Source organism: Shewanella sp. FeAMO, from assembly GCF_053653955.1.
On record NZ_CM132201.1, the window covers coordinates 3,422,185 to 3,448,935 of the forward strand.

General features: G+C 53.7%; 24 protein-coding genes. 4 read left to right on the forward strand and 20 right to left on the reverse strand.

The window, feature by feature from the left end; genetic code table 11:
• Position 1 precedes the first annotated feature (1 nt).
• The 20 genes from kdpC to rpsB all read right to left on the reverse strand — a co-directional run bounded on the left by kdpC (position 2) and on the right by rpsB (position 21,455).
• A complete protein-coding gene (gene kdpC, locus ACWAU4_RS15420) occupies positions 2-559 on the reverse strand; it encodes a potassium-transporting ATPase subunit KdpC (protein ID WP_208124950.1) in 558 nt (185 codons plus the stop codon).
• Between the two features lie 12 nt (positions 560-571).
• Positions 572-2,677: a potassium-transporting ATPase subunit KdpB gene (gene kdpB / locus ACWAU4_RS15425; RefSeq protein ID WP_123116699.1), complete on the reverse strand. Its 2,106-nt coding sequence runs from the start codon at positions 2,675-2,677 to the stop codon at positions 572-574.
• Between the two features lie 19 nt (positions 2,678-2,696).
• Positions 2,697-4,382 carry a potassium-transporting ATPase subunit KdpA gene (gene kdpA / locus ACWAU4_RS15430; RefSeq protein WP_243756789.1) on the reverse strand — a complete coding sequence of 562 codons (1,686 nt, stop codon included), beginning with the start codon at positions 4,380-4,382 and terminating at the stop codon, positions 2,697-2,699.
• Positions 4,383-4,384: 2 nt separating this feature from the next.
• Entirely contained in the window at positions 4,385-4,474 is a 90-nt protein-coding gene (gene kdpF / locus ACWAU4_RS15435) for a K(+)-transporting ATPase subunit F (protein WP_081737100.1), read from the reverse strand.
• A 288-nt stretch (positions 4,475-4,762) separates the two neighbouring features.
• The gene (locus tag ACWAU4_RS15440; protein ID WP_025887256.1) at positions 4,763-6,475 is read right to left on the reverse strand and encodes a GSCFA domain-containing protein; all 1,713 of its coding nucleotides are present in this window, start codon (positions 6,473-6,475) and stop codon (positions 4,763-4,765) included.
• A 338-nt stretch (positions 6,476-6,813) separates the two neighbouring features.
• A complete protein-coding gene (gene rnhB / locus ACWAU4_RS15445) occupies positions 6,814-7,434 on the reverse strand; it encodes a ribonuclease HII (RefSeq protein ID WP_208124951.1) in 621 nt (206 codons plus the stop codon).
• Positions 7,431-8,591, reverse strand: coding sequence for a lipid-A-disaccharide synthase (lpxB, locus tag ACWAU4_RS15450; protein WP_208124952.1), 1,161 nt, complete (start codon positions 8,589-8,591; stop codon positions 7,431-7,433). The genes rnhB and lpxB overlap by 4 nt, the downstream gene beginning before the upstream one ends.
• 14 nt (positions 8,592-8,605) lie before the next feature.
• On the reverse strand, positions 8,606-9,376 hold the full coding sequence (gene lpxA / locus ACWAU4_RS15455) for an acyl-ACP--UDP-N-acetylglucosamine O-acyltransferase (RefSeq protein WP_025010988.1): 771 nt from the start codon (positions 9,374-9,376) through the stop codon (positions 8,606-8,608).
• Positions 9,373-9,834 (reverse strand): 3-hydroxyacyl-ACP dehydratase FabZ, encoded by a 462-nt coding sequence (fabZ, locus tag ACWAU4_RS15460; RefSeq protein WP_025010987.1) that lies wholly within the window; start codon positions 9,832-9,834, stop codon positions 9,373-9,375. The genes lpxA and fabZ overlap by 4 nt, the downstream gene beginning before the upstream one ends.
• Before the next feature lie 37 nt (positions 9,835-9,871).
• Positions 9,872-10,897, reverse strand: a complete 1,026-nt coding sequence (gene lpxD / locus ACWAU4_RS15465; protein WP_107110913.1) for a UDP-3-O-(3-hydroxymyristoyl)glucosamine N-acyltransferase — start codon at positions 10,895-10,897, stop codon at positions 9,872-9,874.
• 4 nt (positions 10,898-10,901) lie between these two features.
• Positions 10,902-11,399, reverse strand: coding sequence for an OmpH/Skp family outer membrane protein (locus ACWAU4_RS15470; RefSeq protein WP_037466989.1), 498 nt, complete (start codon positions 11,397-11,399; stop codon positions 10,902-10,904).
• A 58-nt stretch (positions 11,400-11,457) separates the two neighbouring features.
• Positions 11,458-13,941 (reverse strand): outer membrane protein assembly factor BamA, encoded by a 2,484-nt coding sequence (gene bamA / locus ACWAU4_RS15475; protein ID WP_025887252.1) that lies wholly within the window; start codon positions 13,939-13,941, stop codon positions 11,458-11,460.
• A 31-nt stretch (positions 13,942-13,972) separates the two neighbouring features.
• Positions 13,973-15,355: a sigma E protease regulator RseP gene (gene rseP / locus ACWAU4_RS15480; protein WP_028779855.1), complete on the reverse strand. Its 1,383-nt coding sequence runs from the start codon at positions 15,353-15,355 to the stop codon at positions 13,973-13,975.
• 15 nt (positions 15,356-15,370) lie between these two features.
• Positions 15,371-16,561 (reverse strand): 1-deoxy-D-xylulose-5-phosphate reductoisomerase, encoded by a 1,191-nt coding sequence (gene ispC / locus ACWAU4_RS15485; RefSeq protein ID WP_025887251.1) that lies wholly within the window; start codon positions 16,559-16,561, stop codon positions 15,371-15,373.
• 4 nt (positions 16,562-16,565) lie between these two features.
• Positions 16,566-17,423 carry a phosphatidate cytidylyltransferase gene (locus ACWAU4_RS15490; protein WP_208124953.1) on the reverse strand — a complete coding sequence of 286 codons (858 nt, stop codon included), beginning with the start codon at positions 17,421-17,423 and terminating at the stop codon, positions 16,566-16,568.
• Positions 17,424-17,443: 20 nt separating this feature from the next.
• Positions 17,444-18,271, reverse strand: coding sequence for a polyprenyl diphosphate synthase (gene uppS, locus ACWAU4_RS15495; protein WP_028779852.1), 828 nt, complete (start codon positions 18,269-18,271; stop codon positions 17,444-17,446).
• An 84-nt stretch (positions 18,272-18,355) separates the two neighbouring features.
• A complete protein-coding gene (frr, locus tag ACWAU4_RS15500) occupies positions 18,356-18,913 on the reverse strand; it encodes a ribosome recycling factor (protein ID WP_025010981.1) in 558 nt (185 codons plus the stop codon).
• 28 nt (positions 18,914-18,941) lie between these two features.
• The gene (gene pyrH / locus ACWAU4_RS15505) at positions 18,942-19,673 is read right to left on the reverse strand and encodes a UMP kinase (protein WP_025010980.1); all 732 of its coding nucleotides are present in this window, start codon (positions 19,671-19,673) and stop codon (positions 18,942-18,944) included.
• A gap of 69 nt (positions 19,674-19,742) precedes the next feature.
• The gene (gene tsf / locus ACWAU4_RS15510; protein WP_044734899.1) at positions 19,743-20,594 is read right to left on the reverse strand and encodes a translation elongation factor Ts; all 852 of its coding nucleotides are present in this window, start codon (positions 20,592-20,594) and stop codon (positions 19,743-19,745) included.
• A 132-nt stretch (positions 20,595-20,726) separates the two neighbouring features.
• Positions 20,727-21,455 (reverse strand): 30S ribosomal protein S2, encoded by a 729-nt coding sequence (gene rpsB / locus ACWAU4_RS15515; RefSeq protein ID WP_025010979.1) that lies wholly within the window; start codon positions 21,453-21,455, stop codon positions 20,727-20,729.
• Between the two features lie 417 nt (positions 21,456-21,872).
• Here rpsB and map point away from each other — a divergent pair, with 417 nt between their 5' ends.
• From map to ACWAU4_RS15535, 4 genes are all read left to right on the forward strand, one after another.
• Positions 21,873-22,676, forward strand: coding sequence for a type I methionyl aminopeptidase (map, locus tag ACWAU4_RS15520; protein ID WP_028779850.1), 804 nt, complete (start codon positions 21,873-21,875; stop codon positions 22,674-22,676).
• Positions 22,677-22,696: 20 nt separating this feature from the next.
• Positions 22,697-25,276, forward strand: a complete 2,580-nt coding sequence (gene glnD, locus ACWAU4_RS15525) for a bifunctional uridylyltransferase/uridylyl-removing protein GlnD (protein ID WP_167715215.1) — start codon at positions 22,697-22,699, stop codon at positions 25,274-25,276.
• Between the two features lie 17 nt (positions 25,277-25,293).
• Entirely contained in the window at positions 25,294-26,118 is an 825-nt protein-coding gene (gene dapD, locus ACWAU4_RS15530; protein ID WP_071238232.1) for a 2,3,4,5-tetrahydropyridine-2,6-dicarboxylate N-succinyltransferase, read from the forward strand.
• Between the two features lie 257 nt (positions 26,119-26,375).
• Positions 26,376-26,741 carry a DUF3718 domain-containing protein gene (locus ACWAU4_RS15535; RefSeq protein ID WP_025010977.1) on the forward strand — a complete coding sequence of 122 codons (366 nt, stop codon included), beginning with the start codon at positions 26,376-26,378 and terminating at the stop codon, positions 26,739-26,741.
• Positions 26,742-26,751: the final 10 nt, after the last annotated feature.

A 26,751-nucleotide genomic window follows, 5' to 3' on the forward strand; every position in this document is an offset into this window, starting at 1 on the left:
ATTACTCCATTTTGCTCAATGCCAGGTTCAGCAATGATACATTGACCGTGGGCTGGCCGATAAAGGGCAAGGGCGGCTGCCGAATATGGCTGTCAATCAGTGCCTTTAACCGCGCCTCTGATACCCCTCTCGCCTTGGCGACTCGCCCCAGCTGCCAATAGGCGGCCTCGGGTGAGATATGAGGGTCCAGACCACTGCCGGAGGCAGTGACCAGCAGCCCAGGCACAGACGAATTTCCAGGGTTGTGGGCATTCAAGGCCGCGGCTCGCTGCTGCCACAGGGATTGCAACTCACGGCTGTGGGGCGACAGATTACTGCCGCCGGAAGCCAGGGCGTCATAAGCCGAGGCCGAGGCGCGACCATGAAAAAAACCGTCCGTCTTGTACTCCTGCCCGATAAGCTCTGAGCCCAGTAAGACGCCATCTCGCTCTATTATGCTGCCTCCCGCCTGGTGCGGGAACAATGCCGTGGCGCCAACGGTTACCAGCAGCGGATAGACCAACCCGGTCACGACAAAGATAACGCCGAATACCCACAAGCCCATTTTCAAGGTTTTCATAACATACTCCAATCAGATCCAGCCAGTGGCGGCAAGCAATGCGTCTATGACTTTAATGGCAACAAAGGGCAACAGTAGGCCGCCAACCCCATAAAACAACAGGTTGCGTTTGAGCACTGCGGCGGCCGCCATGGCGCGATAACGCACGCCCTTGAGCGCCAGCGGCAACAGCGCCACCAGGATCAGCGCATTGAAGATCACCGCCGAAATGACCGCCGACTCGGGCGAGTGCAGTCGCATCAGATTGAGGCTCTCTAGCGCCGGAAAGGTGGTGCTGAAGGCCGCGGGAATGATGGCAAAATACTTGGCCAGATCGTTGGCTATGCTGAAGCTGGTAAGCGAGCCACGGGTCATCAACATCTGTTTGCCGATATGCACCACTTCGATAAGCTTGGTGGGGTTGGAGTCGAGATCCACCATATTACCGGCCTCCTTGGCCGCCTGGGTGCCCGAGTTCATTGCCAGGGCTACATCCGACTGTGCCAGCGCAGGTGCATCATTGGTGCCATCGCCTGTCATGGCCACCAGGCGGCCCTCATTCTGGTATTGCCGAATCAGTGCCAGCTTGGCTTCGGGTGTGGCCTCGGCCAGATACTCATCCACCCCGGCCTCGGCGGCAATGGCCGCGGCGGTGAGCGGGTTATCGCCGGTGATCATCACGGTTTTGATGCCCATCTTGCGCAGTTGGATAAAGCGCTCCTTGATACCGCCTTTGACTATGTCCTTGAGCGCTATCACCCCGAGAAGTTTGTTGCCTTCGGCCACCACCAGAGGAGTGGAGCCCTGCTTGGCCACCTTATCCACCAGGGCTCCCAGTTCTTTGGGAACCTCGCCGCCGTTGGCTTTCACATATTGGCTGATGGCATCGAAAGAGCCTTTGCGTATCTGCCTCGTCCCCAGATTGATACCGCTCATGCGGGTTTGGGCAGTAAAGGGAATAAAACTCGCGTCGAGCTCGGCAAGACTGCGCTCCCGGATGGCAAACTTCTGTTTCGCCAGCACCACTATGCTGCGCCCCTCCGGGGTTTCATCAGCAAGAGAGGCCAGCTGCGCCGCATTGGCCAATGCCTCTTCAGCTATACCGGCCACAGGCAGAAAATCACTCGCCTGGCGATTGCCCAGGGTGATGGTGCCTGTCTTGTCCAGCAAGAGCACATCCACATCACCGGCGGCTTCCACCGCCCTTCCCGAAGTGGCTATCACATTGACGCCTATCATGCGGCTCATGCCGGCGATACCCACGGTAGACAGCAGCCCGCCTATGGTGGTGGGGATGAGGCAGATGAGCAGCGCCAGCAGCACTGTCATCGAGATAGGCTCGCCGCCGCTGCCCATGGCACCATAAGCGGAAAATGGCGCCAGAGTCACAGTGACCAACAGGAAAATCAGCGTCAGGGTGATCAGCAAAATATTCAGCGCCACCTCATTGGGGGTCTTGCGCCGCTTGGCGCCGTCCACCATGGCAATCATGCGATCGAGAAAAGTATTGCCGCTCTCCTGGGCACAGCGCACCACCAGCCAGTCTGACAACAGCCGGGTTCCACCCACCACAGAGCTGAAGTCGCCGCCGGACTCGCGGATAACGGGTGCCGACTCACCGGTAATGGCGCTCTCATCCACAGAGGCAACCCCTTGAATAATCTCCCCGTCGCAGGGAATGATCTCACCGGCTTCCACCCGCACTATATCACCGCACTTCAGGGTATCGGCGAGCACTTTCTCAAGCCCCTTGTCTGTCTGCTTGTTGGCCCAGCTGCTGCGTCGAAGCCCCCGCAGACTGTCGGCCTGCGCCTTGCTGCGTCCCTCGGCCAGCGCCTCGGCAAAGTTGGCAAACAGCAAGGTCAACCACAGCCAGATGGCGATAATACCGCTGAACCAGGGATTTCCGGCGCGCCAACCCAAGCCTATGGCCACCGCCTCCAGCGACAGAAGAATACTGGCGACATAAACCACAAACATGATGGGGTTCTTCAGCTGCACTCTGGGGTCCAGCTTGGTCAGCGCGCTTAGCAGCGTTTGCCTCAGCATGGCGGCATCTATCTGCAGCACCGGGTGACGCTTGTTGCAGCCTGTCTCTCTTGGATGATCAGGCGTTATATCAAAACTGAAGGTTTTCATTGTCTGTTTCTCCCTGAATTCATTGAGCTGTCGGCAGTGCTTGCGGCAACGGGAATGTCAGCTGCTCGGCCACAGGCCCGAGAGTCAATGCCGGAATAAAGGTCAAGGCGCCAAAGAGCAAGAGGGTTCCCAGCAACATGCTGGCAAACAGCCAGCCATGGGTGGGCAAGGTGCCTGGGCCTGCCTCTTGGGCGGGTTTGGCAGCCATACTGCCGGCTATCATCAGCACAGGTAGGATCACGCCGAAGCGCCCAAATAGCATGGCAGCTGCCAACAGAAGGTTGTAAAAAGGCGTATTGGCGTTGAAGCCACCAAAGGCGCTGCCGTTGTTGTTGGCCGCCGATGACAGGGCGTACAACAGCTCGCTGAAACCATGGGGGCCGGTTTCCTGCAGCGACTCGGGAGAAAGCACCAAGCCAAGCGCCGCGCCAGACAGCACTATCACAGGCGAACAGAGCAAAGCCAGACAGACAAGTTTCATCTCCCGGGTTTCAATCTTCTTGCACAGATACTCGGGGCTGCGGCCTATCATCAGTCCGGCAATAAACACTGTCAGGAATACAAACAACAAGATGCCGTAAAAACCGCTGCCAACGCCGCCGAAGATCACCTCGCCAAGTTGCATCAACCACATGGGCATCATGCCGCCAAGCGCGGTAAAGGAGTCGTGCATGGCATTCACCGCGCCGCAGGAAGCTGCCGTGGTGACAGTGGCAAACAGGCTGCTTGCTCCGATGCCAAAGCGGGTCTCCTTGCCTTCCATATTGCCGGGGAAGTGAATGTCGGCCATCTGCTGCAGTTGCAGCTCAGAGTGATTTATCCATAGAAAGGCCGCCACAAACACCAATGCCATACACCACAAAATACTCGCCCCCTGGCGCCAATCCCCGGCGCAGAGACCAAAGGCGATAACCAGGCTGCAGGGCAACAGGAAAATACTCAGCATCTGCAGCAGATTGCTCAGCGCCGTGGGATTTTCAAAGGGGTGCGCCGAATTGGCACCAAAGAAACCGCCGCCATTGGTACCCAGCATCTTAATCGCTTCCTGGGATGCTACCGGCCCCATGGGCAACAGCTGTTGTTGCCCTTCCAATCCGGTCACCGGCAGATAAGCGGCAAGATTCTGAATGACGCCCTGCTGCACCAACAACAGGGCGATCAACAAGGCCAGAGGCAACAGCAGATAGAGGTTCACCCTCAGCAAATCCAACCAAGCATTGCCGAGCATAGTCTGCCCCTTGGTTGTCAAGGCTCTGATAATGGCAAAGGCCACCACCATACCCGTGGCGGCCGAGCAGAAGTTCTGCACCGTCAGCCCCGCCATCTGGCTGAAGTAACTGAGACTGGTTTCGCCCGAATAGGCCTGCCAATTGGTGTTGGTCACAAAGCTGATTGAGGTGTTGAACGCCAGTTGCCAATCCATCCCCGGCAGGTTTTGCGGGTTAAGCGGCAGATATTGCTGCAACAGCAGGATAAGCATCAGGCACAGGGCGCCAAGGGCGTTGAAACACAAGAGCGCCGCCGCATATTGGCGCCAGTTCATCTCCTCAAATACCGCGGTCATCCCGGACCATAGCGCCGCCTCGCGTTTGAAAAGCTTTTGATGCAGGATCAATAGCGCCAACGGCTTTGCCAACAATAGGGATACCGCCAACAAGAGCCCCAGAAAAATCGCCGGCAAACCTAAGGATTCCATAGTCAACATAGTCAGAAATCCTCTGGATGCAACAGGGCAAAAAACAGATAGCCAAATAGTCCCAAGGCCAGCAGTAAAGCGGCCCACTCCATAACAGCCATAGTGAATATCTCCTGAAAAAGACTTTAATTTCAGGGTCAAAGCTTATGAAAACCGGTATAAAAACGGGGTGTAAATATCCGCAGGGTTTGTATAAAAGCTGTATAAATGGGCGGGATTGGCATTGCACTACTGCCAAGCTAAACGGCATATACACTGCATAAAGGCAGCAAGCCATGACATGGCCGGTTAAGTTACAGGGACAATGTATTGCGAAGCAGCGGTTAAATCAGCAGCGAGACAAACCATGGATTGCGGGCGCCATCAATGACAGCGCCCGGGTTAAGAAGTTACAGAAGGGCGTTAATTTGTCGCGCCAGCCAATCGTAGTAAGGCGCTCCACCATGGAACCAATCATGTTGGCCATCGGCATAAACCAGCTCTGAAGCATAGGCCAAAGGATCGGTTATGGTTTCGTTGAAATGACGGGCGGCGTGCAGGAACTCAACCCCCATCTGATCCCAGACATATTCCATGGCATCCATATAAGCCAGCACAAATGGTGCCATTGACTTGGACTCTTCAAAATACTCAACGAACGGGGTATCTGAGATCACCACAACTCTGTGCCCCTGCTCTTTGAGCCTGAACACTATGGTCATCTGCTCCTGCATCTGTTCATTGAAGAAGTCGACATAGTCGCTGAGTTCAATATCCTTGAGTTTTTCGGCTCTGGAATTCCGCATCCATTCAATAAACATGGAAACTGTCTGGTGCGTCTGTAGCCCTATATTGGTCAAGACAACTGAGTCTGCGAGTTTCTCCGATTTTACCAAAGCATCCAGGTTGGCCAGGATCGGCTGCCAGAGCTTTCTCGAATCGGCGCTCTCCAGCGGTACCATGATGTCACTCTCCGGACTCAGTACAAATTTATGCTGGGCAAATCCCGAGCCATTCATCACCATGCCACCGCAGAAAGCTTGCCCCAGATGTTCAAACGCCTTGGCCAATTTCCCCATATGGCTGTCGCCAATCAGTGTCAGGGTATCGGCCGTGACCTTGGCACCTGTGGCGGTTCTTTGCAAGGCATCCAGCAACTCTTCGTCACAATCGGCTTCAAGGTGATTGGCAACCAGGTTTTCCTCGCAGGCCAACGCCTTGGACCAGTGACGCATCACATAGCCGACCCCCTCTTTGGAAACAGTGCGCCTGTTGTCCAGAAACCGGAAATCTGCAGGCAAGGAGGTAGTGATCAACTCATAGGAGGGAAAGTAACTGGCATCGGCGACATCCTTGCAGAAGCTGCCGGCAACGGCCCGTAAAACAGACTTGGAATGACCATTGGCCACCAACACATGTTCTTCAGTGGCCGTGGCTGTGAGGGGCACAGGAGATACAGTCAATATCAATTTCAGCTTTGGATTGATGCACTTGAGTTGCTGCAACAGCCGGTCGAGATCGATATAGACCTCTTCGTAATCAAAGACCTTGAGCCGGTAACAATCAGGGTCAAACTCGCCCAGTTTGACTCCAGGACAGGAGGGATAACAAACCCCATTGGGATCGACCCAGGTTTCAATCAACCCCAGAGTGAAAATAAAGCTGTTACTTGCGGCAATGTGGCGTTTGGTTTCGGCCACGACCTTGCGACGATATTCGAGCAATGCCTCCCGGGAGGAGTAGCCTTCCTTGCTTTTCGGCAGCAGTAAGTCGTAATAGCGTTGGTTTTCTTCATCAAAATAGATGCTGTACTGAGCAAGTTCCTGTTCCCCCTTGATAAACCATTGCAACAAAGCACGGGCGTTATACAGGTTGCCAAAGGCAAAACTGGATGTCACATCTGGGTTTAGCTCACTGCGCAGATAAGAGTAGTTATGCTGTTCCAGCCAATTTCCTATGTGCTGGGCAAAACAGGAACCTGCCGAAGAGAGTTGTTGTTTGGTATCAATGGGGAGCCTGGGGATGAGCTCACGAAAAAGCTCAGTCTCGGGCCGAATATCCGCCACCGCTGAACGCCAAAAACGCTCCTTATGAACGGGATCATAAGGTAAAGAATGCTCCATGCTACTGCCTCCAATGCAAAATATTCCTCTACCGCCACCACGGTACAGCTGTGGTTACCCGATCCAGTGCGCGGTATAGATTAATTGCGACAGGCAACCAAAAAGAGACATTATTTAACACTTTCATAAACTTGACGTCTACATCAGCAGATCACATATTGCAGATGTGGGGCAGAAATTTACCAATTCAAAGGGGTAAGCCAAGCACGGTTTTGGGAAACGAAACTGACGTTTTGGCAACAACGCAGGTATAGCCGTTGTGATTACGCCATGTCAGAGCCACAAAAAAGGGCAGCCGCTGCTGCCCTTTTGGTTGCATCTTTAGGTTTCAGTACGGCTTATGAATGCTGCTCCAGCCATTCGCGTACCGGCCGGAAGCTGCGTCTGTGCTCAGGCAAGACACCGTGTTGACTCAAGGCTTCAAAATGCGCCTTGGTGGGATAGCCCTTATGGGCGGCAAAACCATACTCAGGATGGCGGCTGTCAAGCTCGGCCATCTCCCGGTCGCGGGTGACCTTGGCTATGATAGAGGCGGCACTGATGCCAGGGATCAAGCCATCGCCCTTGACCACTGCGGCTGAAGGCAGGCCAAAATCCGGAGTCCGATTGCCGTCCACCAAGACTTTCTCGGGACGCACGTTCAAGCCCGCCACGGCACGCTGCATCGCCAACATGGTGGCATGCAATATGTTGAGCTCATCGATTTCCGCCGGGCTGGCACGGCCGACTGAGACCGCCAGCGCCTTGGCCAGGATCTCTTCATAGAGGGCATCGCGTTTCTTTTCGCTGAGCTTCTTGGAATCATTAAGGCCGCTAATTGGATTGGCGGGATCCAGGATCACCGCAGCGGTGACCACATCGCCGACCAAGGGACCACGCCCCACTTCATCCACCCCGGCGACCAGCCCCTGACACAACAGCTGCGCTTCGGCTTCCGAGAGTTGCTTATAGACTGTCATCTTTCCTCGGCTTTGTTATCGAGCAAGGCCACAACTGCCTGGGCCGCCTTTTCACTGGCATTGCAGGCCAGCAGGCTGTGCAGCTTAGTAAACTCGACCAGCAGCGGCCGGTTATCTTTATCCAGCAATTTACCCACCTCTTCGGCTATCCGCTCGGCAGTGCAATCATCTTGGATAAGCTCCGGCACCAACTCCCTTCCGGCCAACAAATTGGGCAAAGAGAAGTGGTTTATCTGCATCATCCGCTTGGCAATACGATAAGTGATGGGGCTGACCCGATAGCCGACTACCATGGGGCGCTTGACCAACATGGCTTCCAGCGTGGCGGTGCCCGATGCCAACAAGATGGCATCGCTGGCAGCCATCACTTCCCGAGAGCGCCCTTCCGTCATGTGAATTTCCAGATCCGGCGCATAGGTTTCCAGCGCGGCAAGAAACTGCTCGCGGCGTTTTTCATTCACCAGAGGGGTAATAAACTTGAGATCCGGATAGCGCTGTTGCAGCAGCCTGGCCGCCTCCACAAAGGGCTGGGCCAACATTTTCAGCTCACCGCCACGGGAACCCGGCAGGATAGCCAGATATTCGGCTTCGACTTTCAAGCCGAGTGCTTCTCTGGCAAGACGCTTGTCATTCTCCATCGGGATCTCATCGGCCAGAGTGTGGCCGACAAAGGTGCAAGGCACCTGATGCTTATCGTAGAAGGCTTTTTCAAACGGCAGCAGTGACAGCACCATGTCGGTAGCGCGGGCGATTTTGAAGATCCGCTTAGGGCGCCAGGCCCAGACCGACGGGCTGACATAATGCACCGTCTTGATCCCGCGCGTCTTGAGCTTGAGCTCCAGACCAATATTGAAGTCCGGGGCATCTATACCGATAAAGCAATCCGGCTGCAGCCCGGTTATCTGTTTGACCAGACTCGAGCGTATCTTCAACAATCTGGGCAGGCGGGAGAGCACCTCGGCAATTCCCATTACGGCCAACTCTTCCATGGCAAACAGCGACTCGAATCCGAGAGCTTCCATGCGGGGGCCACCGATACCGATAAAACGGGCGTCCGGATAGCGCTGTTGCAATGCTTTCATCAGGCCGGCACCTAAAATATCGCCGGAGATTTCTCCGGCGACCATTGCAAAGACTAACTTTCTATTTTGTGTCATTCGTTCTCACTGTGTCAGCGAATAATTCCTCGATTCGAGGAGGTCACAAAATCAACAAATGCTTGTACCTGCGGCTCTTTTGCGGCGTCTTCAGCCATGGCGGCAACGGCCTCTTCCAGAGTCAGGCTGCTGCGGTACAGGGTCTTGTAGGCCCGGCGCAGCGCTTGCTGGGTCTCTTTGGCAAAACCGCGGCGCTTCATGCCTTCCATATTCAGACCACGTGGTATGGCCGCCTGGCCAGAGGCCATCACGAAGGGAGGCACGTCCTGCAGTACCAAAGAGCAACCTGCAGTAAAGGCATGGGCACCTATGTGCACAAACTGGTGCACCCCTGTCATACCGCCGAGAATAGCCCAGTCACCCACATGGCAATGACCGGCAATAGAGGCGTTGTTGGCCATGATCACATTGTCGCCCACCACGCAGTCGTGGGCGATATGTACATAGGCCATAAACAGGTTATTGGAGCCGATACGGGTCTCGCTGTTGTCCTGCACCGTACCGCGGTGAATGGTGACAGATTCACGGATGATATTGTTATCACCCATGATAAGCCGGGTAGGTTCACCGGCATATTTCTTGTCCTGGCAATCTTCACCAACGGAGGCAAACTGGAAAATCCGGTTGCCCTTGCCAATGATGCTGGGTCCCTTGATAACCACGTGGGAACTGATCCAGCAGTCATCGCCGATCTCCACATCCGCCCCTATGTAGCTCCAGGGGCCGATAGTGACATTTTTACCTATCTTGGCTTCGGGGTGAACGAAAGCTAATTTATCTATCACTTGCTAATCTCTCTGCGGGCACACATGATTTCGGCTGAACACACCAGCTCACCATCCACTTTGGCCTCGCCGTAGAAAACGCCAATCCCGCGGCGTTCCTTGATCATCTTCACTTCAAAGTGCAGTTGATCACCTGGCTCAACAACCCGCTTGAAACGAGCATTGTCGATACCAGCAAAATAATACAGCACGTCCGGAGACGGCTTGTCGCTCATGGTCTTGAACGCCAACAAGCCGGTGGCCTGCGCCATGGCTTCCAGAATGAGCACGCCAGGCATAACCGGCTGAACAGGGAAATGCCCCTGGAAGAAAGGCTCATTGATGGTGACGTTCTTGATCGCATGCAGAGTTTCACCCGGAGTAAAATCCAGTACTCTATCGATCAACAAAAATGGATATCTATGTGGCAGGTAAGCCAAAATCTCTTTGATATCCATTGTATTTAATTGATTAGACACGAACTCGTTTCCTCATGCCGCTTAACGCACAGCGGTATTAATCTTGGGGTTTAACGGTTTTTTCCAGGGTTTTGACCCGCTGGAACAGCTCGTCCAACTGACGGAAGCGAACCGTATTTTTACGCCACAGCCTGTTGGGCATGGCCACAGTGGCCGAGGAGTATACCCCAGGTTCACGAACATCGTTAGTAATGTTGGTGCTGCCAGTGACGTGCACCCCATCCGTAATGCTCAGATGACCGGAAATCGCGCAGTTGCCACCAATAATACAATGTTTACCTATAGTCACGCTGCCTGCCAGTACTGTGCAACCGGCAATCGCAGTGTTGGCACCTATGACATCGTTGTGAGCTACCTGCACCTGGTTGTCGATTATCACGCCATCATGGATTTCAGTATGATCGATCGCGCCGCGATCTATAGTAGTACCGGCGCCAATCTCTACTCTGTCACCTATGCGCACGCCGCCTGTCTGAGGGATTTTGATCCACTGACCGCGTTCGTTGGCATAACCGAAACCATCGGAGCCGATAACGGCCCCAGAGTGAACGATACAGTTTTGCCCCAAATGTACATCGTGATAGACGGTGACATTGGCCCACAGGCGGCTGCCCGAGCCTATGATAACGTCCTGACCGACCACTGTACCGGCACCTATCTGGACGTTTTCGCCCAAAATACTGTTGGCCCCGATGACCGCATTGGCCCCCACCGCAACGCCCTCACCCAGTTTGGCACTGGGATGAATTTGCGCCGAGGGATGGATATCCTCTGCTGCAACCGGCGTGCTGTCCAGCAATTGCGCAACTCTGGCAAAGCCGACATAAGGGTCATTGAGCACCAAGGCGTTACCGGCAAAACCGTCCAACTCTTTAGGCGAGATCAATACCGCACCAGCCTGAGTCTGCTCCAGCTGGCTACGGTATTTGGTGTTGGCCAGAAAGGTGATCTGATCCGGCCGCGCCTTTTCAAGTGTCGCCACAGAGGAGACAGTCACACTGTCATCCCCACGAACTTCGGCCCCTAACAGCTGACCAAGCTCTTTCAACGAAAAAGACTTCATCGATTTACTTGCCTTTGCTCAAGGCTTCAACCACTTTGGAGCTGATGTCGGCAGCTGGCTTAACATAAACCACGGCGCCACGTTGCAGTACCATGTCGTACTTCTCTTTTTCAGCTATGGTGTTGATAGCCTTCTGCACTTTTACCAGCAGTTTGTTTTGCTCTTCACCCTGACGACGACGCAGATCTTCATCCAGCGCCTTACCTTTGAGCTGATAGTCAGCCTTCAGGGATTCCATTTTACGAACCAGTTCGGTCTTTTGCGTTTCGCTCATCAGCGCGGCATCACGCTGCTGCTTTTCCAGCAAACCACGGAGGTCTTCCTGCAGCTTCTGTACTTCAGCCATACGATCGCCGAATTCAGTCTTGAGTGCGTTGCTGATCTGCTCGCGTTGTGGCAGTTGTTCAAACACAGCGCCCATATCGACAACCGCCAGTTTCTCCGCTTGTGCGGCCAGGGGAGCACCCATCAACATCAGCGTCATCAGTGCGCCGTTTACCATTTTTTTCAAAATCAGACTCCTTGTTTTTCTTCAGCAATGCTTGCCGAGTTTATGTAATTTAGAAAGTTTTGCCAATATTGAACGAGAAGATCTCGGTCTCGTCATCGTCGTATTCCTTAACAGGCCAGGCCAGGCTGAACACCATGGGGCCCATGGGTGACAGCCATTGCAGGCTAAGACCCCAGGAAGCACGGATACGGCTCGGATCACTGTAATCGGCCAACTTGGAAAACTCATCTGCCGGCAAGAAACGATAGGAGTCATAATCAAACTCCGTATCCCAGACGTTACCCGCATCGATAAAGAAGCTGGTACGTACTGAGTTGCTATAGGCCTCATCCAGGAAAGGAGTCGGCACAATCAGCTCCATACTGGCCGTGGCGATGGCGTTACCACCGATAGAACGGCCTGAGCTGATGTAAACTTGGTTTGGATCGCCCGGCAGGCTACAGCCTTCACCATCCGGATTGGGTGAACAAGGCTCGCTGCCGCGATACAGATAGAAGGCCCTTGGGCCCACGGAGTTGGACTTAAAGCCACGCAGTGAGCTGGAACCACCTGAGTAGTAGTTTTCCCAGAATGGCAGGATCTGGTCGTTTTCATTGAAACCACCGTAACCGTTACCATACCCCAAACGGGCACGGGTCAAGAGCACAAACTTGTGGCTGCGGGTCAGCGGCCAGTAGAAGCTGGTGTCAAAGTCGGTCTTGAAGTACTGCAGATCAGAACCGGGAACCGTGATCTTACCGCTCAAACGCTGGGATGAACCGTCGGTTGGGAAGGTTCCGCGGTTAAGGGTACTGCGATACCAGCCGAGGCTGAGCTCGAAGTTGTCGAAGCTCAAGTCAGAGTTGGGGTCATCACTGTCACGGTAAATGTTATAGAAACGGATAGCCTGCTCATAACTGGAAATTTCAGAAATGGTGTTATGGCGATAGCCTATGCCGCCATTGATCCTGTTGTACTCGTTAATGGGGAAACCACTGTTGAGTGCAATCCCATAGGAGCTGTTCTTATAACGCTCAAGGTTGGCCTCGTTGGCGTCGAACTCGTTCCAGTAGATGCTGCCACCCAGGCTGACCCCATCCTTGGTGAAATAAGGATCGGTATAAGACAGGTTGACGTTCTTGGAGTACTTGTTGGTGTTCAGGTTAATCCCGGCCTGGTTACCCGTACCGAGGAAGTTGGACTGCTGAACCCCGAACTGCAGACTCAGTCCTGACTCGGTACCATAACCTACACCAGCGTTAAAGGAGCCTGATGGCTGCTCTTTCACCTTGAAGGCCACATCCACCAGGTCGTCTGTGCCCGGCACCTGCACGGTTTCGGTGTCGACAGTTTCAAAGTAGCCCAAACGGTTGAGGCGCGCCTTGGATTGCTCGACCAAGGCCGAGTTCAACCAGGCCCCTTCCATCTGTCTCAGCTCACGGCGCATCACTTCATCTTTGGTCACTGTATTACCGGTGAAGTTGATGGAGCGTACATAAACACGCTTGCCGGGCTTGACGTTAACATTCAGGGTGACTTCCTTGGTTTCATCATCGATCTCAGGGAAAGTCTTCACCTCTGGATAGGCATAACCGAAACGGCCCAGATACTTGCTGTACATCTCTTCAGTAAAGGTAACATCGGCGCCGTTGTATTGCTCACCGGCTTTGATCGGCAAGATACCCTTGAGCAACTCTTCACGGCCCATGAGTTCACCGGTCAGGTTGACTTCCTTAACCTTGTACTGGTCGCCTTCATCGACGTTAATGGTGATGTAGAGGCCCTTACGGTCCGGCGTCATCGCCACCTGAGTCGAGGTCACCTTAAAACGGATATAACCATTGTTGTGGTAGTGGGTCTTGATGGTTTCAAGGTCGGCCTGCAGCTTTTGCTTCTGATAACGGCGCTCGCCGAACAGATCCCACCAGGCCACATAGTCTTTGAGCTCCAACATACCGATAAGGTCGGCATCACTGAAACGCTCGTTACCCACTATGTTGATCTGACGGATTTCGGCCGCCAGACCTTCGGTAAACTTGAACTTGAGTTCTACCCGGTTACGAGGCAGGTTAATCACCTGAGCCTCGACCTTGGCGCCGTATTTGCCCACGCCGTAGTAGAAGTCCTGCAGGCCCTTCTCGATACCCGAGAGCATAGTGCGGTCGAGGGCTTCGCCCACTTTCACACCACTGCCGTCCAGGCTTTCCTGCAACTGTTCATCTTTGATGTCCTTGTTACCTTCGAAGGTCACGGCACTGATGGTCGGTCTTTCACGTACCGACACTATCAGCACTCCGCCATCGCGAGACACCTGAACATTTTCAAAGTTACTGGAGGCATACAGGCTCTTTATCGCCTGTTGCAACTTGAGTTGATCGACTGTGTCGCCCACTTTGACAGGCAAACTCAGCAAGGCCGCACCGAGTGCCACTCGTTGCAAACCTTCAACTTGGATGTCGGTCACTTCAAAAGGCTGGAAAGACTCTGCCCAACCATTCCCTGAAAACGACGCGCCGACTAATAACATCGAGGCAAAAAGTTTATTCAATCGCATAGCGCACTTCTAATTATTTGTCTGTCCTTGCTCAGAGTCGGGCAAAATCATTGAAAAGGGCAATGCTCATCAACATCAGCAGCAACGCCGCCCCAAATCTGAATCCAATTTCCTGTACCCGTTCGGATACAGGCTTACCTGTTATTACTTCCACCAAGTAATACATCAAGTGTCCCCCGTCCAGCACTGGCAACGGCAAAAGGTTAATAATGCCGAGGTTTACGCTTATCAGGGCGAGGAACCCGAGAAAATAGACCAACCCTATGTTGGCGCTGTTACCGGCCCCCTGCGCGATGGAGATGGGGCCGCTTAAATTTTTAACCGAAACATCACCGGTAAACAACTTGGCGATCATCTTAAAGCTGACTACCACAAGTTGCCATGTTTTATCTGCCGCCACCGAGATAGACTCAAGCGGGCCATACTGCAGATCCAGCAGCATATTGTCCGGCCACTTGGGGGCTTTGGGCGCCAGGCCGATGACACCTTCCATTTCCCCATTGGCACCCTTGCGGCTGTCCGGGATAAGTGTGAAGGTCTGTTGCTCACCGCCGCGTTTAACCGTCAATTGCAGCGGCTTTCCGGCAGATACTTTAATTTGTCCGACAAAGGTTTGCCAGTCGCTGTATGCCTCACCATTGACGGCCACCAGAATATCACCGGCCTTGACCCCGGCCTTGGCGGCCGCACCGCCCTCGGTAACCGTCTCCACTTCAGGGATCACATCCGGACGGAAGATATCCAGCCCCAGGGTGCTGAAGGGGGATTCTTTTTCCGGATCGAAACGCCAGTTGCGAATATCCAACTGATAGGTGCGTCCGGAAGGCTCAAGCCCATCATCTGGCTGAGATACCTGGCTGAGAGGCCTCAGGGTCAAGCTCATGCTGTCATCGCCGATATGACCGACCAGCGCCAGATTCACCTCTTCCCAGTTGCGTACCTTTTGCCCGGAAACCGCCACTATCTGCTGTGGGCCATCTATCTGCATCACGGCCGCAGGCGAGCCGGGTCTGACATCGCTGATCACCGGCTTGAGTGAAGGCACACCGATGAGATACATAATATAGAGCGCGAAAATGGCAAAGATAAAGTTGGCTATCGGCCCGGCAGCGACTATCGCGATACGCGCCCAGACACTCTTGCGATTAAAGGCCTGATCTTTAAGCTCCTCGGGCACATCCTCGACCCGTTCGTCGAGCATTTTGACATAGCCCCCAAGCGGGATCATGGCTATCACATATTCGGTGCCATCTTTACCGAGGCGACGCCAAATCGCCTTACCAAAGCCGATGGAGAAACGCTCTACCTTGACACCACAGCGCCTGGCTACCCAAAAGTGGCCATATTCATGGGCGGTGATCAGTATCCCCAAGGCGACGATAAAAGCGCCCAGGTTCCATAAAAAATCAAACATCAGACCTTATTTTCCTCACTTGCATCCGGCGATAGCTTCCTCGGCATACTGACGGCTTTGGCCGTCCAATGCCAGAATATCCGCTATGGAATTTAAAGGCGATTGCGGCACACGCGCCAAACAAGCTTCATTGACCCGGGCGATATCGGTAAAGCCGATTTCCCCTTTAAGGAAGCTGGCGACGGCCATTTCATTGGCTGCATTAAGCACTGTAGTGGCTTCCTGGCCCGAAGCGCAGGCACTCATTGCCAGCTCCAGACAGGGATAGCGGGCAAAATCCGGCTCACAGAAGCTCAATTGTCCGACTTTGAAAAAGTCCAAAGGTTCAACCCCGGAGACAATTCTCTCTGGATAGGCCATACAATGGGCTATCGGGGTGCGCATATCCGGATTACCCAGCTGCGCCAGCACGCTGCCATCCTGATACTGCACCATGGAGTGAATCACACTCTGGGGGTGGATAACCACCTTGAGCTGCTCGGCACTGGCGTTGAAGAGCCAGCGCGCCTCTACATACTCAAGCCCTTTATTCATCATGGTCGCCGAATCGACAGAAATTTTAGGCCCCATGGACCAGTTGGGATGCTTGATAGCCTGGGCCGGCGTCACACTCGCCAGACTGGCAAGATCGGCGCTCAAAAATGGCCCGCCTGAGCCGGTGAGCAGAATCGATGAAATCCCTGCACCTTGAAGGTTGCAATAACCCAGCTGTTGCTGCACGGCTTCCGGCAGGCATTGGAAAATAGCGTTGTGCTCGCTGTCTACCGGCAGCAGAGTCGCGCCCGATTGGCGGGTGGCTTCCATAAATAAGCGCCCGGACATTACCAGCGCCTCTTTGTTGGCCAGCAGCACTCGCTTACCTGCCTTGACTGATGCCAGTGTTGGTATCATACCGGCGGCGCCAACTATGGCCGCCATCACGGTATCGACCCGGCTGTGAGTCACCAGCTCAAGTAGTTCGGACTCGCCGGTACTGACCCGGGTATCCGAGCCCGTACCCAAACGCTCGGCCAATGCCTTGGCCGCTTGAGGGCAAACCATATGGGCAATTTCAGGTCGGTGGATCGCACACAACTCGGCCATCTTGTCCACATTGGTATTGGCCACCAGCGCATAAACATGATATGCCGCCGGATTATGTTGGATCACACTGAGGGTACTGGCACCAATTGAGCCAGTCGCTCCTAAAATCACCATGTTTTGCATAGCACTACATCCAGAATGCAATATAGATAAGGGTAAAGACGGGCAAGGCTGCGGTCAGGCTGTCGATGCGATCCAGCACACCACCGTGGCCGGGCAATATGGTGCCCGAGTCTTTAATTTTAGCGGCGCGCTTGAACATGCTCTCGGACAGATCGCCAAGCGCCGAGGCAAGTGCGGTAAACAGGGTCACGGCAAACAGCAGTCCAAGCTCCTGTTCGGGAGAGAAATAGCTGACCCCGGCCACTACCACCATGGTGGTCAGCAGGCCACCCAGCAAACCTTCCAGGGTCTTGGCCGGGCTGACATTGGGCATGAGTTTAATCCGCCCCAACGCCTTACCGGCAAAGTAGGCCCCTGAATCAGCGGCCCATACCGTCAGCATCACCAAAAACACCAGGATACCGCCAAAATAAGGGTCAGCAGGACTGCTGAGCGCTTTGAGGGCGATCAGGGAAGCGAAACAAGGTAGCAGGGTCAACTGGCCGAACATGGACTTGAGCATAGGGCTGCCCTGCCAAAGTTTGGCGCTGCGGGGATAGGAGATCACCAGCACCAGAGAGAACAACCACCAACAGGCACCAATAAGAATGATGGCCAGCATAATGGGGTGTAACTGGCCCCTGGACCAGACGGCATCGGCCGGAACCAGAAGATTAATCGCCACCAGCACTATCGCCAGGGTAGCGGTAAAACTCCATTGAGTAACCTCACAGCGGCTGTCGATAATGCGGCCCCATTCTTTTGCCGCAATCAGAAATACCGCCACCAAGGCCCATGAAAAATAACTTGCCGGGAGCAAAAAGATAGCCCCCATAACCAGTGGGATTAACCAAATTGCTGTTATTATTCGTTGTTTTAGCAAAAAATGTCCCTCGTAAGATGTTATACGCTGCGTATTTCTTCTATCTGACTTCCGGTCAGACCAAAACGACGCTGGCGGCTGGCAAAAGTCGCCACTGCCTGGCGAAACGCCTGCTCATCAAAATCCGGCCAAAGGGTGTCGGTAAAGACCAACTCGGCATAAGCCGCCTGCCAGAGAATAAAATTACTGATGCGGTAATCCCCGCCCGTACGGATCATTAAATCAACTTCATGTTGATTTTGCATGCACAAATGTTCTGCCAAGGCCTCTTCGCTGAACTGACTGCTGGTCATTTCACCGGATTCTACTTTTTCGGCCAGTTTACGAGCAGCTTGCATTATGTCCCAGCGGCCACCGTAGTTGGCGGCAACATTGAGGATAAGCTCTGAATTGGCGGCGGTTTTCTCTTCGGCTGCGCGGATCTGCTTTTGCAGCCTCTCGGAGAAGCGGCTGGTATCACCTATGATGTTCAGCCGGACACCGTTTTGGTGCAGCAGTTTGATTTCCCGGCGCAGCACGGTAAAAAACAGTTCCATCAGCAGGCTGACTTCCTGATCCGGACGACGCCAGTTTTCACTGGAAAACGCAAACAGGGTCAGTGAACGTACCCCGAGTTGCCTGGCGGTACTCACGGCGCGGCGCACAGCCTTGACACCGGCCTTATGGCCTATGACTCTGGGTTTACCCTGGGCCTGAGCCCAACGGCCGTTACCATCCATAATGATAGCCACATGCTGCGGGATAGACTGCTTTACCAGCTCTGAAAGCTGCTCCGGTAAGCACTCAGAGGTCAGGCAGTCGCCGGTGCTGGTTGGAGTCGTAGGATCGGCTTCCATATTGGATGACATCTGAATAAACAACCCTTATAAATAGACAAACGCCGCGTAGTATACCCCTACACGGCGCATCAACTCTAGTTTAGCGAGTCAATATCAGACTTCCATCAATTCCGCTTCTTTTGCGGCCAACAGCTCGTCTATCTTCTTGATATGTGCGTCAGTTATCTTCTGCACTTCCTCTTCGCTACGGCGTACATCGTCCTCGGTACACTCTTTTTCCTTCTCCAGGTTCTTCACCGCAGAGTTGGCATCACGACGAACGTTACGCACAGCCACGCGGCCGTTTTCGGCTTCGGCGCGAACCACTTTAACCAGATCACGACGACGCTCTTCGGTCAGAGCCGGCAGAGGGATACGGATAGTGGCACCGGCAGACATAGGGTTCAGGCCCAGATCTGAGCTCATGATCGCCTTCTCTACGGCCTGGATCATGCTACGGTCGAATACGTTAACCGCCAGAGTGCGGCTGTCTTCAACAGAGATATTACCCACCTGCTTGAGCGGGGTCATGGTGCCGTAGTAAGACACCTGGATAGAGTCCAGCAATGCAGGGTGAGCACGGCCGGTACGCACTTTGGCCATTTGCGCCTTGGTGGCATCTACACACTTGTCCATACGAACCTGTGCATCTTCTTTAATCGCATCAATCACGTTAAATGTCCTTTTTGCAATCAGTCGGTTATTTCGTTTTGATCAGCGTGCCTTCGGCTTCTTCACCCATGATCACCCGGCGCAGTGCGCCTGGCTTATTCATATTGAAGACCAATATAGGCATGTCGTGGTCACGGGCCATGGTGAAGGCGGCCAGATCCATGACTTTCAATTCTTTATCCAGAACTTCAGTGTAACTCAGTTCATCGTATTTGACGGCTTCGGGGTTCTTCATCGGATCATCCGAATATACGCCGTCAACTTTAGTGCCTTTTAGCACGACTTCTGCTTCAATTTCAATCCCTCTCAGGCAAGCAGCAGAGTCTGTAGTACAGAATGGGTTACCGGTACCGGCAGCAAAAATCACCACACGTCCGGACTTGAGCAGGCTGATAGCCTCGGCCCAGTTGTATCTATCGCACACACCATTGAGCGGAATAGCAGACATCAGACGGGCATTAACATAGGCACGGTGCAGCGCATCACGCATCGCCAGACCATTCATCACTGTCGCCAGCATACCCATGTGATCGCCCACCACGCGGTTCATACCGGCCTTGGCCAGTCCTTCACCACGGAACAGGTTTCCGCCACCGATGACCACGCCAACCTGAATGCCGAGCTCAACCAGCTCTTTAATCTCCTGGGCCATACGATCCAGTACTTTGGGATCGATACCGAAGCCTTCTTCGCCCATCAGGGCTTCGCCACTCAGTTTCAGCAGAATACGTCGAAATGCAGGTTTTGGGTTGGTGCTCATCTTTTTCTGTCCTGGTCATAACAAGACCGCAGCGGCTGCTGCGGTCTTGGGAGGGTTAAGAATTGGCGATTAAGCCTTCTTGGAAGCAGCGATTTGGGCAGCTACTTCAGAAGCGAAATCTTCTTCTTTCTTCTCGATACCTTCACCCACTTCCAGGCGGATGAAGTTAGTCACAGTGGCGCCTTTCTCTTTCAGAACTTCACCAACAGTTTTCTTTGGCTCCATGATGAATGGCTGACCAGTCAGAGAAACCTCACCGGTGAACTTCTTCATGCGGCCGGCAACCATCTTCTCAGCGATTTCCTGAGGCTTGCCTTCGTTCATAGCGATTTCAACTTGAACGGAACGCTCTTTCTCAACCACTTCAGCTGGAACGTCTTCTGGGTTAACGTACTCAGGCTTAGAGGCAGCAACGTGCATTGCGATGTGCTTCAGCGTTTCTTCATCGGCTTCACCGGTAACAACTACACCGATGCGATCGCCGTGACGGTAGAAAGCCATTTTGTCACCGTCGATGTACTCAACGCGACGAACATTGATGTTTTCACCGATTTTGGCAACCAGGGCAACACGCGCTTCTTCGAACTGAGCTTTCAGATCTTCAACAGTCACTTTGGCAGCAGCGGCAGCTTCCAGAACTTCGTTGGCGAAAGCCAGGAAGTTGGAGTCTTTTGCTACGAAGTCAGTCTGGCAGTTAACTTCAACCAGAGCAGTGTAACCAGCACCGTTCTTGATCAGGATAGTACCTTCGGCAGCGATGTTACCGGCTTTCTTGGCCGCTTTGGCCGCGCCGCTCTTACGCATGTTATCGATTGCAGCTTCGATATCACCGTTAGTTTCGGTCAGGGCTTTTTTACAATCCATCATGCCTGCGCCAGTACGGTCGCGCAGTTCTTTAACCAGGGCAGCAGTAATTGCCATTGTTAAATCCTCAATTGATAATTCGACAAATTTAACCTGTTGATAATCAGGTATAAAACAGGGGCCATATGGCCCCTGTTAACCAATCATATCTCTTGGTTAATAAGGGTGATGTACTAGCATCGCACCTTATTATTCAGCTTCGATGAAACCGTCTTCTTCAGCTTGAACAGCCAGGTCCTGACCACGGCCAGCTTTGGCAGCAGCAGCTACAGACTCAGCATACAAACGGATTGCACGCATAGCGTCGTCGTTACCAGGAATGATGTAGTCAACGCCATCTGGAGCAGAGTTGGTATCTACTACGGCAACAACTGGGATACCCAGGTTGTTGGCTTCTTTGATAGCGATGTGTTCATGGTCGGCACCGATAACGAAAATGGCGTCTGGCAGACCGCCCATGTTCTTGATACCACCCAGAGACTTCTCAAGCTTTTCCAGCTCACGGGTACGCATCAGCGCTTCTTTCTTGGTCAGCTTGTCGAAAGTACCGTCAACAGACTGGGTTTCCAGATCTTTCAGGCGCTTGATTGACTGACGAACGGTTTTCCAGTTGGTCAGCATACCGCCGAGCCAGCGCTTGTCCACGTAGAACTGCTCGCAAGATACGGCAGCTTCTTTGATGGCTTCACTGGCAGCGCGCTTGGTGCCTACGAACAGGATTTTACCTTTCTTGGAAGCAATGTTGCTGATGAAAGCCAGAGCTTCATTGAACATTGGCACAGTGTGCTCGAGGTTGATGATGTGTACACCGTTGCGGGCGCCGAAGATGAAAGGCTTCATCTTAGGGTTCCAGTAACGGGTTTGGTGACCAAAGTGTACACCGGCCTGGAGCATATCGCGCATTGAAACTGTAGTCATTTTCTATACCTTAATTTAAGGGGTTAGACCTCCACGCATCCCATGTCTTCGACCCTTTGGCCAAGCCGCGGGCACCCCGAAGAATGTGTCGATACGTGTGTGATTTAGTATTTGAGTTAAATGCCATGTATAATGGCCGCCATCTTTACTCTGACCTGCCAACGAAATGGGATCTCCCACCGAAGGCAGCCCGACTTGAAGTCAATTCGAACTCGTAGAGTCGTCAGCTCAAAGTCACTTAGAGTCAAACATAACGGCGCGCTTTATACCATAAATCGCCGGCAAACACAAATTTTTTACCGCTCATACGTCGGCCTTAAACTCAGTTCAAAGCCGCGCCAGGAGCGTTATTTTACCGTTTCACAAACAAGTTGGATTGGCCTTGGCCAAGACACAGGTTATTAAGAGAAAACCCCCATGAGTATAGTCATCAAGACAGCAGACGAAATTGAGAAAATGCGTGCCGCCGGTAAGTTGGCCGCCAGTGTACTGGAAATGATAGCCCCGCACGTCAAGGCAGGGGTCAGCACCAACGAGCTCAACGATATCTGCGCCAAGTACACGGAAGAACAAGGCGCCATCTCTGCGCCGCTCAACTACCATGGTTTTCCCAAGTCCATCTGTACCTCTATCAATGAGGTGATCTGCCACGGTATTCCCAGCGATCGCGTGCTCAAGGACGGCGATATTCTCAATATCGACATCACTGTCATCAAGGATGGCTATCACGGCGACACTTCCAAAATGTTCCTGATTGGCGATGTCAGCCCAAAAGATCGCCGCCTGTGCCGTATCGCTCAGGAAAGCCTCTACGCCGCCATTCGCAAGGTTCGCCCCGGCATGCAGTTGGGTGAAATTGGCACCACGGTCGAGAAGTTTATCAAGGCCAGCAAGTCAGGCCTGGACAAATATTCGATAGTGCAGGATTACTGCGGTCACGGTATCGGCGCCGGTTTCCACGAAGAACCACAGGTAGTGCACTACAAAAACAACGACAAGACCATACTGCGTCCAGGAATGTGCTTTACCATTGAGCCGATGATCAACGCCGGTCGCCACACTTCTGTACTGAACAAGGATGACGGCTGGACTGTCACCACCTCAGATGGTAAAAATTCAGCTCAGTGGGAACATACTCTGTTGATCACCCAGACCGGCGTAGAAGTTCTGACGCTGCGCGCCGAGGAAGATTTCCCGAGGATCATCAATCACGCCAAATAAGGCGTCACCCAAGGAATAGAATGAGCACAGCGCTGGCAGCCAAAACGGCACTTTGTGAGCAGAATCAGGCCCTGTTTGACAGGTTTACCTCGCGAGAAAAGATAGTCGAACTGGTTACCAGCCGCTGTCGCTTTGTCGATAAGCAGCTGATTGAACAATGGCAAGCCCAGGGGCTGAATGATTATCCCATCGCCCTTATCGCCGTTGGCGGCTATGGCCGCGGCGAGCTGCACCCCTATTCAGACATAGATCTGCTGTTTCTGGTGGATGACAACCTGGACCCGGCAGCCGAGAGCAGGCTCAGCGCCTATATCGCCTTTCTCTGGGACGCAGGTCTTGAAATCGGCCACAGTGTCAGAACCCTGGGCGAAACCCTGCAGCAGGGTCGCCAGGACATCACCATAGCCACCAATCTATTGGAAGCCAGGCTGCTTACCGGCCCGGAAATCCTGTTTGATACTCTCTACGATGCGATTCGCGAGCACCAATTCTGGCCATCGAACGAGTTTTTCAGCGCCAAGCGCGATGAACAGCGCGCCCGCCACGCCAGGGCCAATGCCTTCGATCTTGAACCCAATATCAAGACCTGCCCCGGCGGCCTCAGGGATATTCAAACCATAGCCTGGGTCGCCATGCGCCACTTCGATGCCGCCAAACTCGAAGAGTTGGTCGGGCACGGTTTTCTGGAGCAGGCCGAACTCGAAGAGCTGCTGGAGTGTCAGCACTTCCTCTGGGAGCTGAGATTTGCCCTGCACCTGGCATCGGGCCGTGACGAAAACCGTTTGCTGTTTGACTTGCAGCGTCAGGTCGCCGGCTTGATGGGCTACGAAGATGCCACCCAACTGGCGGTCGAGCAGATGATGAAGCGCTATTACCGCACAGTGCGGCGGGTGATGGAGCTCAACGAGATGCTGCTGCAACTGTTCAAGCGTGCCACCCTGGGGCACACCCAGGCGCTGGAAATCCAGCCTATAGATGAACACTATCAGCGCCGCGGCCGCTTTATCGAGGCGCTGGACTTGGCACTGTTTGACGATCCGGAAGAAATCGTCAGACTGTTTTTGCATGTGGCCCGCAATTCCAACATTCAGGGGATTTATGCCCCGACTCTGAGGGCACTTAGAAGGGCCAGACGCGCCCAGCCGCAACCTCTGATGGCCTGGGAAGGCTGCCGCAGAGTATTTATGGAAATCCTCCGCCATCCTCGTGGCATTGCGGCTCTGTCGCTAATGCACAAACATGGGGTGATGTCGGCTTATTTGCCTGCCTGGCGCGCCATTGAGGGCCAGATGCAGTTTGACCTCTTCCATGCTTACACTGTAGATGAACACACCCACAGGCTGCTGCTCAATATCGACAAATTTGCCCAGGCAGAGCAGAAAGAGGAGTTCCCACTCGGCTCTGTACTGATCAATCAGTTGCCGAAAAAAGGGCTTCTGGTCTTGGCGGCCATTTTCCACGACATCGCCAAGGGGCGCGGCGGCGATCACAGTAAGCTCGGCGCCGTGGATGCGCAGGAGTTTTGCAAACTGCATGGCCTCAACGACCACGACGGCCGCTTGGTCAGCTGGTTAGTGGAAAATCATCTGTTGATGTCGATTGTTGCCCAGCGCCGGGATATTTCCGATCCCGAAGTAGTCGCCGATTTCGCCGACAAGGTTCGCGATGCGGTGCACCTGAGTTACCTCTACTGCCTGACAGTGGCCGATATCTGTGCCACCAATGAAAAAACCTGGAACAACTGGAAGGGCTCCCTGCTCAGGGATCTCTATTTTGCCACCCAGAGGGTACTCGCCCGCGGCAAAGAAAAGCCGGTGGATATTCGCGCCCGGGTGCGGGAGCATCAGGCCAAGGCCAAGAAAGAGTTGCTGCGGCGCGGCTTCAAGGAAAAGGCGTTGGATCAGCTGTGGCAGAGATTCAAGGCCGATTACTTTTTGCGTCATCAACCCAATCAAATCGCCTGGCACGCCGAGGCGATACTCAAGCACAAGCAGGATGAGCCACTGGTGATGGTATCCAAACACACCACCCGTGGCGGTACCGAGCTGTTTGTCTATTGCCAGGACAAACCCAAGCTGTTTGCCACTGTGATGGCGGTGTTGGACAACAAGAATATCAATGTTCATGATGCCAACATCATGACATCCAAGGACAACTACGCCCTGGATACCTTTGTGATCCTTGAACAGGACGGCAAGGCGGTTAGTCAGCTGTCGCGGATACAAAGCATACGCAAGACCCTTGGCAAAGCGCTCAGCGGCGAGCAACCCAAGATCCCGCGCTTTCGCAAGTTGTCGCGCAAGATGAAACCTTTTAAAGTTCCGACTCAGGTCAGTTTCCTGCCGACCCGCCGCCATGGTACAAGTATGATGGAACTGATAGCCTTGGATAGCCCGGGCCTGTTGGCCAAGATAGGTGAAACCTTCTATCGCTGTGATGTCACCCTGCTGGCGGCCAAGATCACCACGATAGGCGAGCGCGCCGAGGACTTTTTTATTCTACAAACCAATCAGGGACTGGCACTGGATGAAGCCCAGCAACAAAGGCTGAAAGAGTCACTGATCAGTGCCCTGTCCCAATTCGGGACCCCAACAACCTAAGTAAACGGGAGAAACCAATGGAGGCTTTACGCCAACGTATTGAGGCGGCTTTTGAAGCTCGCGCACAGATAAGCCCAACCACAGTTGACGCCGAGCTGCGCGCCGATGTGGAACGAGTGATTGACATGCTGGACAGAGGCGAGGCCAGAGTGGCCGAGAAACTGGACGGCCAGTGGCATGTGCACCAATGGCTCAAGAAAGCCGTTTTGCTGTCTTTCCGTATCTTCGACAATGGCGTAATCGATGGGGCCGAAACCAAGTATTTCGACAAGGTACCACAGAAGTTTGCCGACTATGATGAAGCGCGTTTTCGCACCGAAGCCATACGCGTTGTGCCACCCGCTGCGGTGCGCAAAGGCTCTTTCATCGGTAAAAACACTGTGCTTATGCCCTCTTACGTTAACCTGGGCGCCTATGTAGATGAAGGCACCATGGTCGACACCTGGGCCACGGTTGGCTCCTGTGCGCAAATTGGTAAAAACGTGCATCTCTCCGGCGGTGTCGGTATCGGAGGCGTGCTCGAGCCACTCCAGGCCGGCCCGACCATTATTGAAGACAACTGCTTTATCGGTGCCCGCTCTGAAATCGTTGAAGGGGTAGTGGTCGAGGAAGGCTCAGTGATCTCCATGGGGGTCTATATCGGCCAGAGCACCCGCATCTATGACCGCGAAACCGGTGAAATTCACTATGGCCGGGTTCCAGCAGGTTCTGTAGTGGTGTCAGGCACCCTGCCCTCCAGCTGCGGCAAGTACAATCTTTACGCCGCCATCATAGTCAAAAAGGTAGACGAGAAGACCCGCGGTAAAGTGGGTATCAACGAACTGCTGCGGATGGTCGACTGACCCTTGCCCTCGGGAGCTGACCTCGAGCAATAAGCACTTTAGCAGGTCAGCAACCCCATCTATGTGTCTGTCTGCTCTGCCCATAAGGGCGCGGGCAGACACATTTACTTACCAAGAGACAAACTTCCACACCTTGGGACACGCCTTGCCCAAGCAGCAACAACTGCTGACAGAAAGCCTCTGTTCAATCGCTGGCAAATGCCCCTGCTGCGACTGTACTTAAATGGTACTTGAAGCATCCCCAAAAGGAGCAAGCCATGAACCTTTGCCAACGTACCCGCACCGGCGCCGTATTACTGGCTGTCGCCGGCCTGAGCTTCGGCTCTCTCAGTGCCCAGGCCGCAATGGATCCTTATATTGAGCAGGCGTTGATCCAGGTCTGTAAGTCCAGTGCCAGCAACAGCATGATAGCGTTTTCCAATACCCTGCGTGAGTACCGGATCAATGAACAGCGAGTGTTCCCCCGTCTGGTGTGCAATGGTGAGTCACTGCATCAGTTTGCCATGAGTCACGGCGCCGATCGCACCGCCAAAAAGATTGGCCGCTTCCTGCCCGGCAAAGTGACCATTTCCGATATGGCCATGATCCCAGAGGAGGAAAAACTCTACGTGAGTTTCCGCTGAACCTACTGAG

Coding starts and splice junctions, on each gene's coding strand:
- kdpC (WP_208124950.1), bottom strand. CDS start 559: ATGAAAACCTTGAAAATGGGCTTGTGGGTATTCGGCGTTATCTTTGTC.
- kdpB (WP_123116699.1), bottom strand. CDS start 2,677: ATGAAAACCTTCAGTTTTGATATAACGCCTGATCATCCAAGAGAGACA.
- kdpA (WP_243756789.1), bottom strand. CDS start 4,382: ATGTTGACTATGGAATCCTTAGGTTTGCCGGCGATTTTTCTGGGGCTC.
- kdpF (WP_081737100.1), bottom strand. CDS start 4,474: ATGGCTGTTATGGAGTGGGCCGCTTTACTGCTGGCCTTGGGACTATTT.
- ACWAU4_RS15440 (WP_025887256.1), bottom strand. CDS start 6,475: ATGGAGCATTCTTTACCTTATGATCCCGTTCATAAGGAGCGTTTTTGG.
- rnhB (WP_208124951.1), bottom strand. CDS start 7,434: ATGACAGTCTATAAGCAACTCTCGGAAGCCGAAGCGCAGCTGTTGTGT.
- lpxB (WP_208124952.1), bottom strand. CDS start 8,591: ATGACACAAAATAGAAAGTTAGTCTTTGCAATGGTCGCCGGAGAAATC.
- lpxD (WP_107110913.1), bottom strand. CDS start 10,897: ATGAAGTCTTTTTCGTTGAAAGAGCTTGGTCAGCTGTTAGGGGCCGAA.
- ACWAU4_RS15470 (WP_037466989.1), bottom strand. CDS start 11,399: ATGGTAAACGGCGCACTGATGACGCTGATGTTGATGGGTGCTCCCCTG.
- bamA (WP_025887252.1), bottom strand. CDS start 13,941: ATGCGATTGAATAAACTTTTTGCCTCGATGTTATTAGTCGGCGCGTCG.
- rseP (WP_028779855.1), bottom strand. CDS start 15,355: ATGTTTGATTTTTTATGGAACCTGGGCGCTTTTATCGTCGCCTTGGGG.
- ispC (WP_025887251.1), bottom strand. CDS start 16,561: ATGCAAAACATGGTGATTTTAGGAGCGACTGGCTCAATTGGTGCCAGT.
- uppS (WP_028779852.1), bottom strand. CDS start 18,271: ATGTCATCCAATATGGAAGCCGATCCTACGACTCCAACCAGCACCGGC.
- pyrH (WP_025010980.1), bottom strand. CDS start 19,673: ATGAGCACCAACCCAAAACCTGCATTTCGACGTATTCTGCTGAAACTG.
- tsf (WP_044734899.1), bottom strand. CDS start 20,594: ATGGCAATTACTGCTGCCCTGGTTAAAGAACTGCGCGACCGTACTGGC.
- rpsB (WP_025010979.1), bottom strand. CDS start 21,455: ATGACTACAGTTTCAATGCGCGATATGCTCCAGGCCGGTGTACACTTT.
- map (WP_028779850.1), top strand. CDS start 21,873: ATGAGTATAGTCATCAAGACAGCAGACGAAATTGAGAAAATGCGTGCC.
- glnD (WP_167715215.1), top strand. CDS start 22,697: ATGAGCACAGCGCTGGCAGCCAAAACGGCACTTTGTGAGCAGAATCAG.
- dapD (WP_071238232.1), top strand. CDS start 25,294: ATGGAGGCTTTACGCCAACGTATTGAGGCGGCTTTTGAAGCTCGCGCA.
- ACWAU4_RS15535 (WP_025010977.1), top strand. CDS start 26,376: ATGAACCTTTGCCAACGTACCCGCACCGGCGCCGTATTACTGGCTGTC.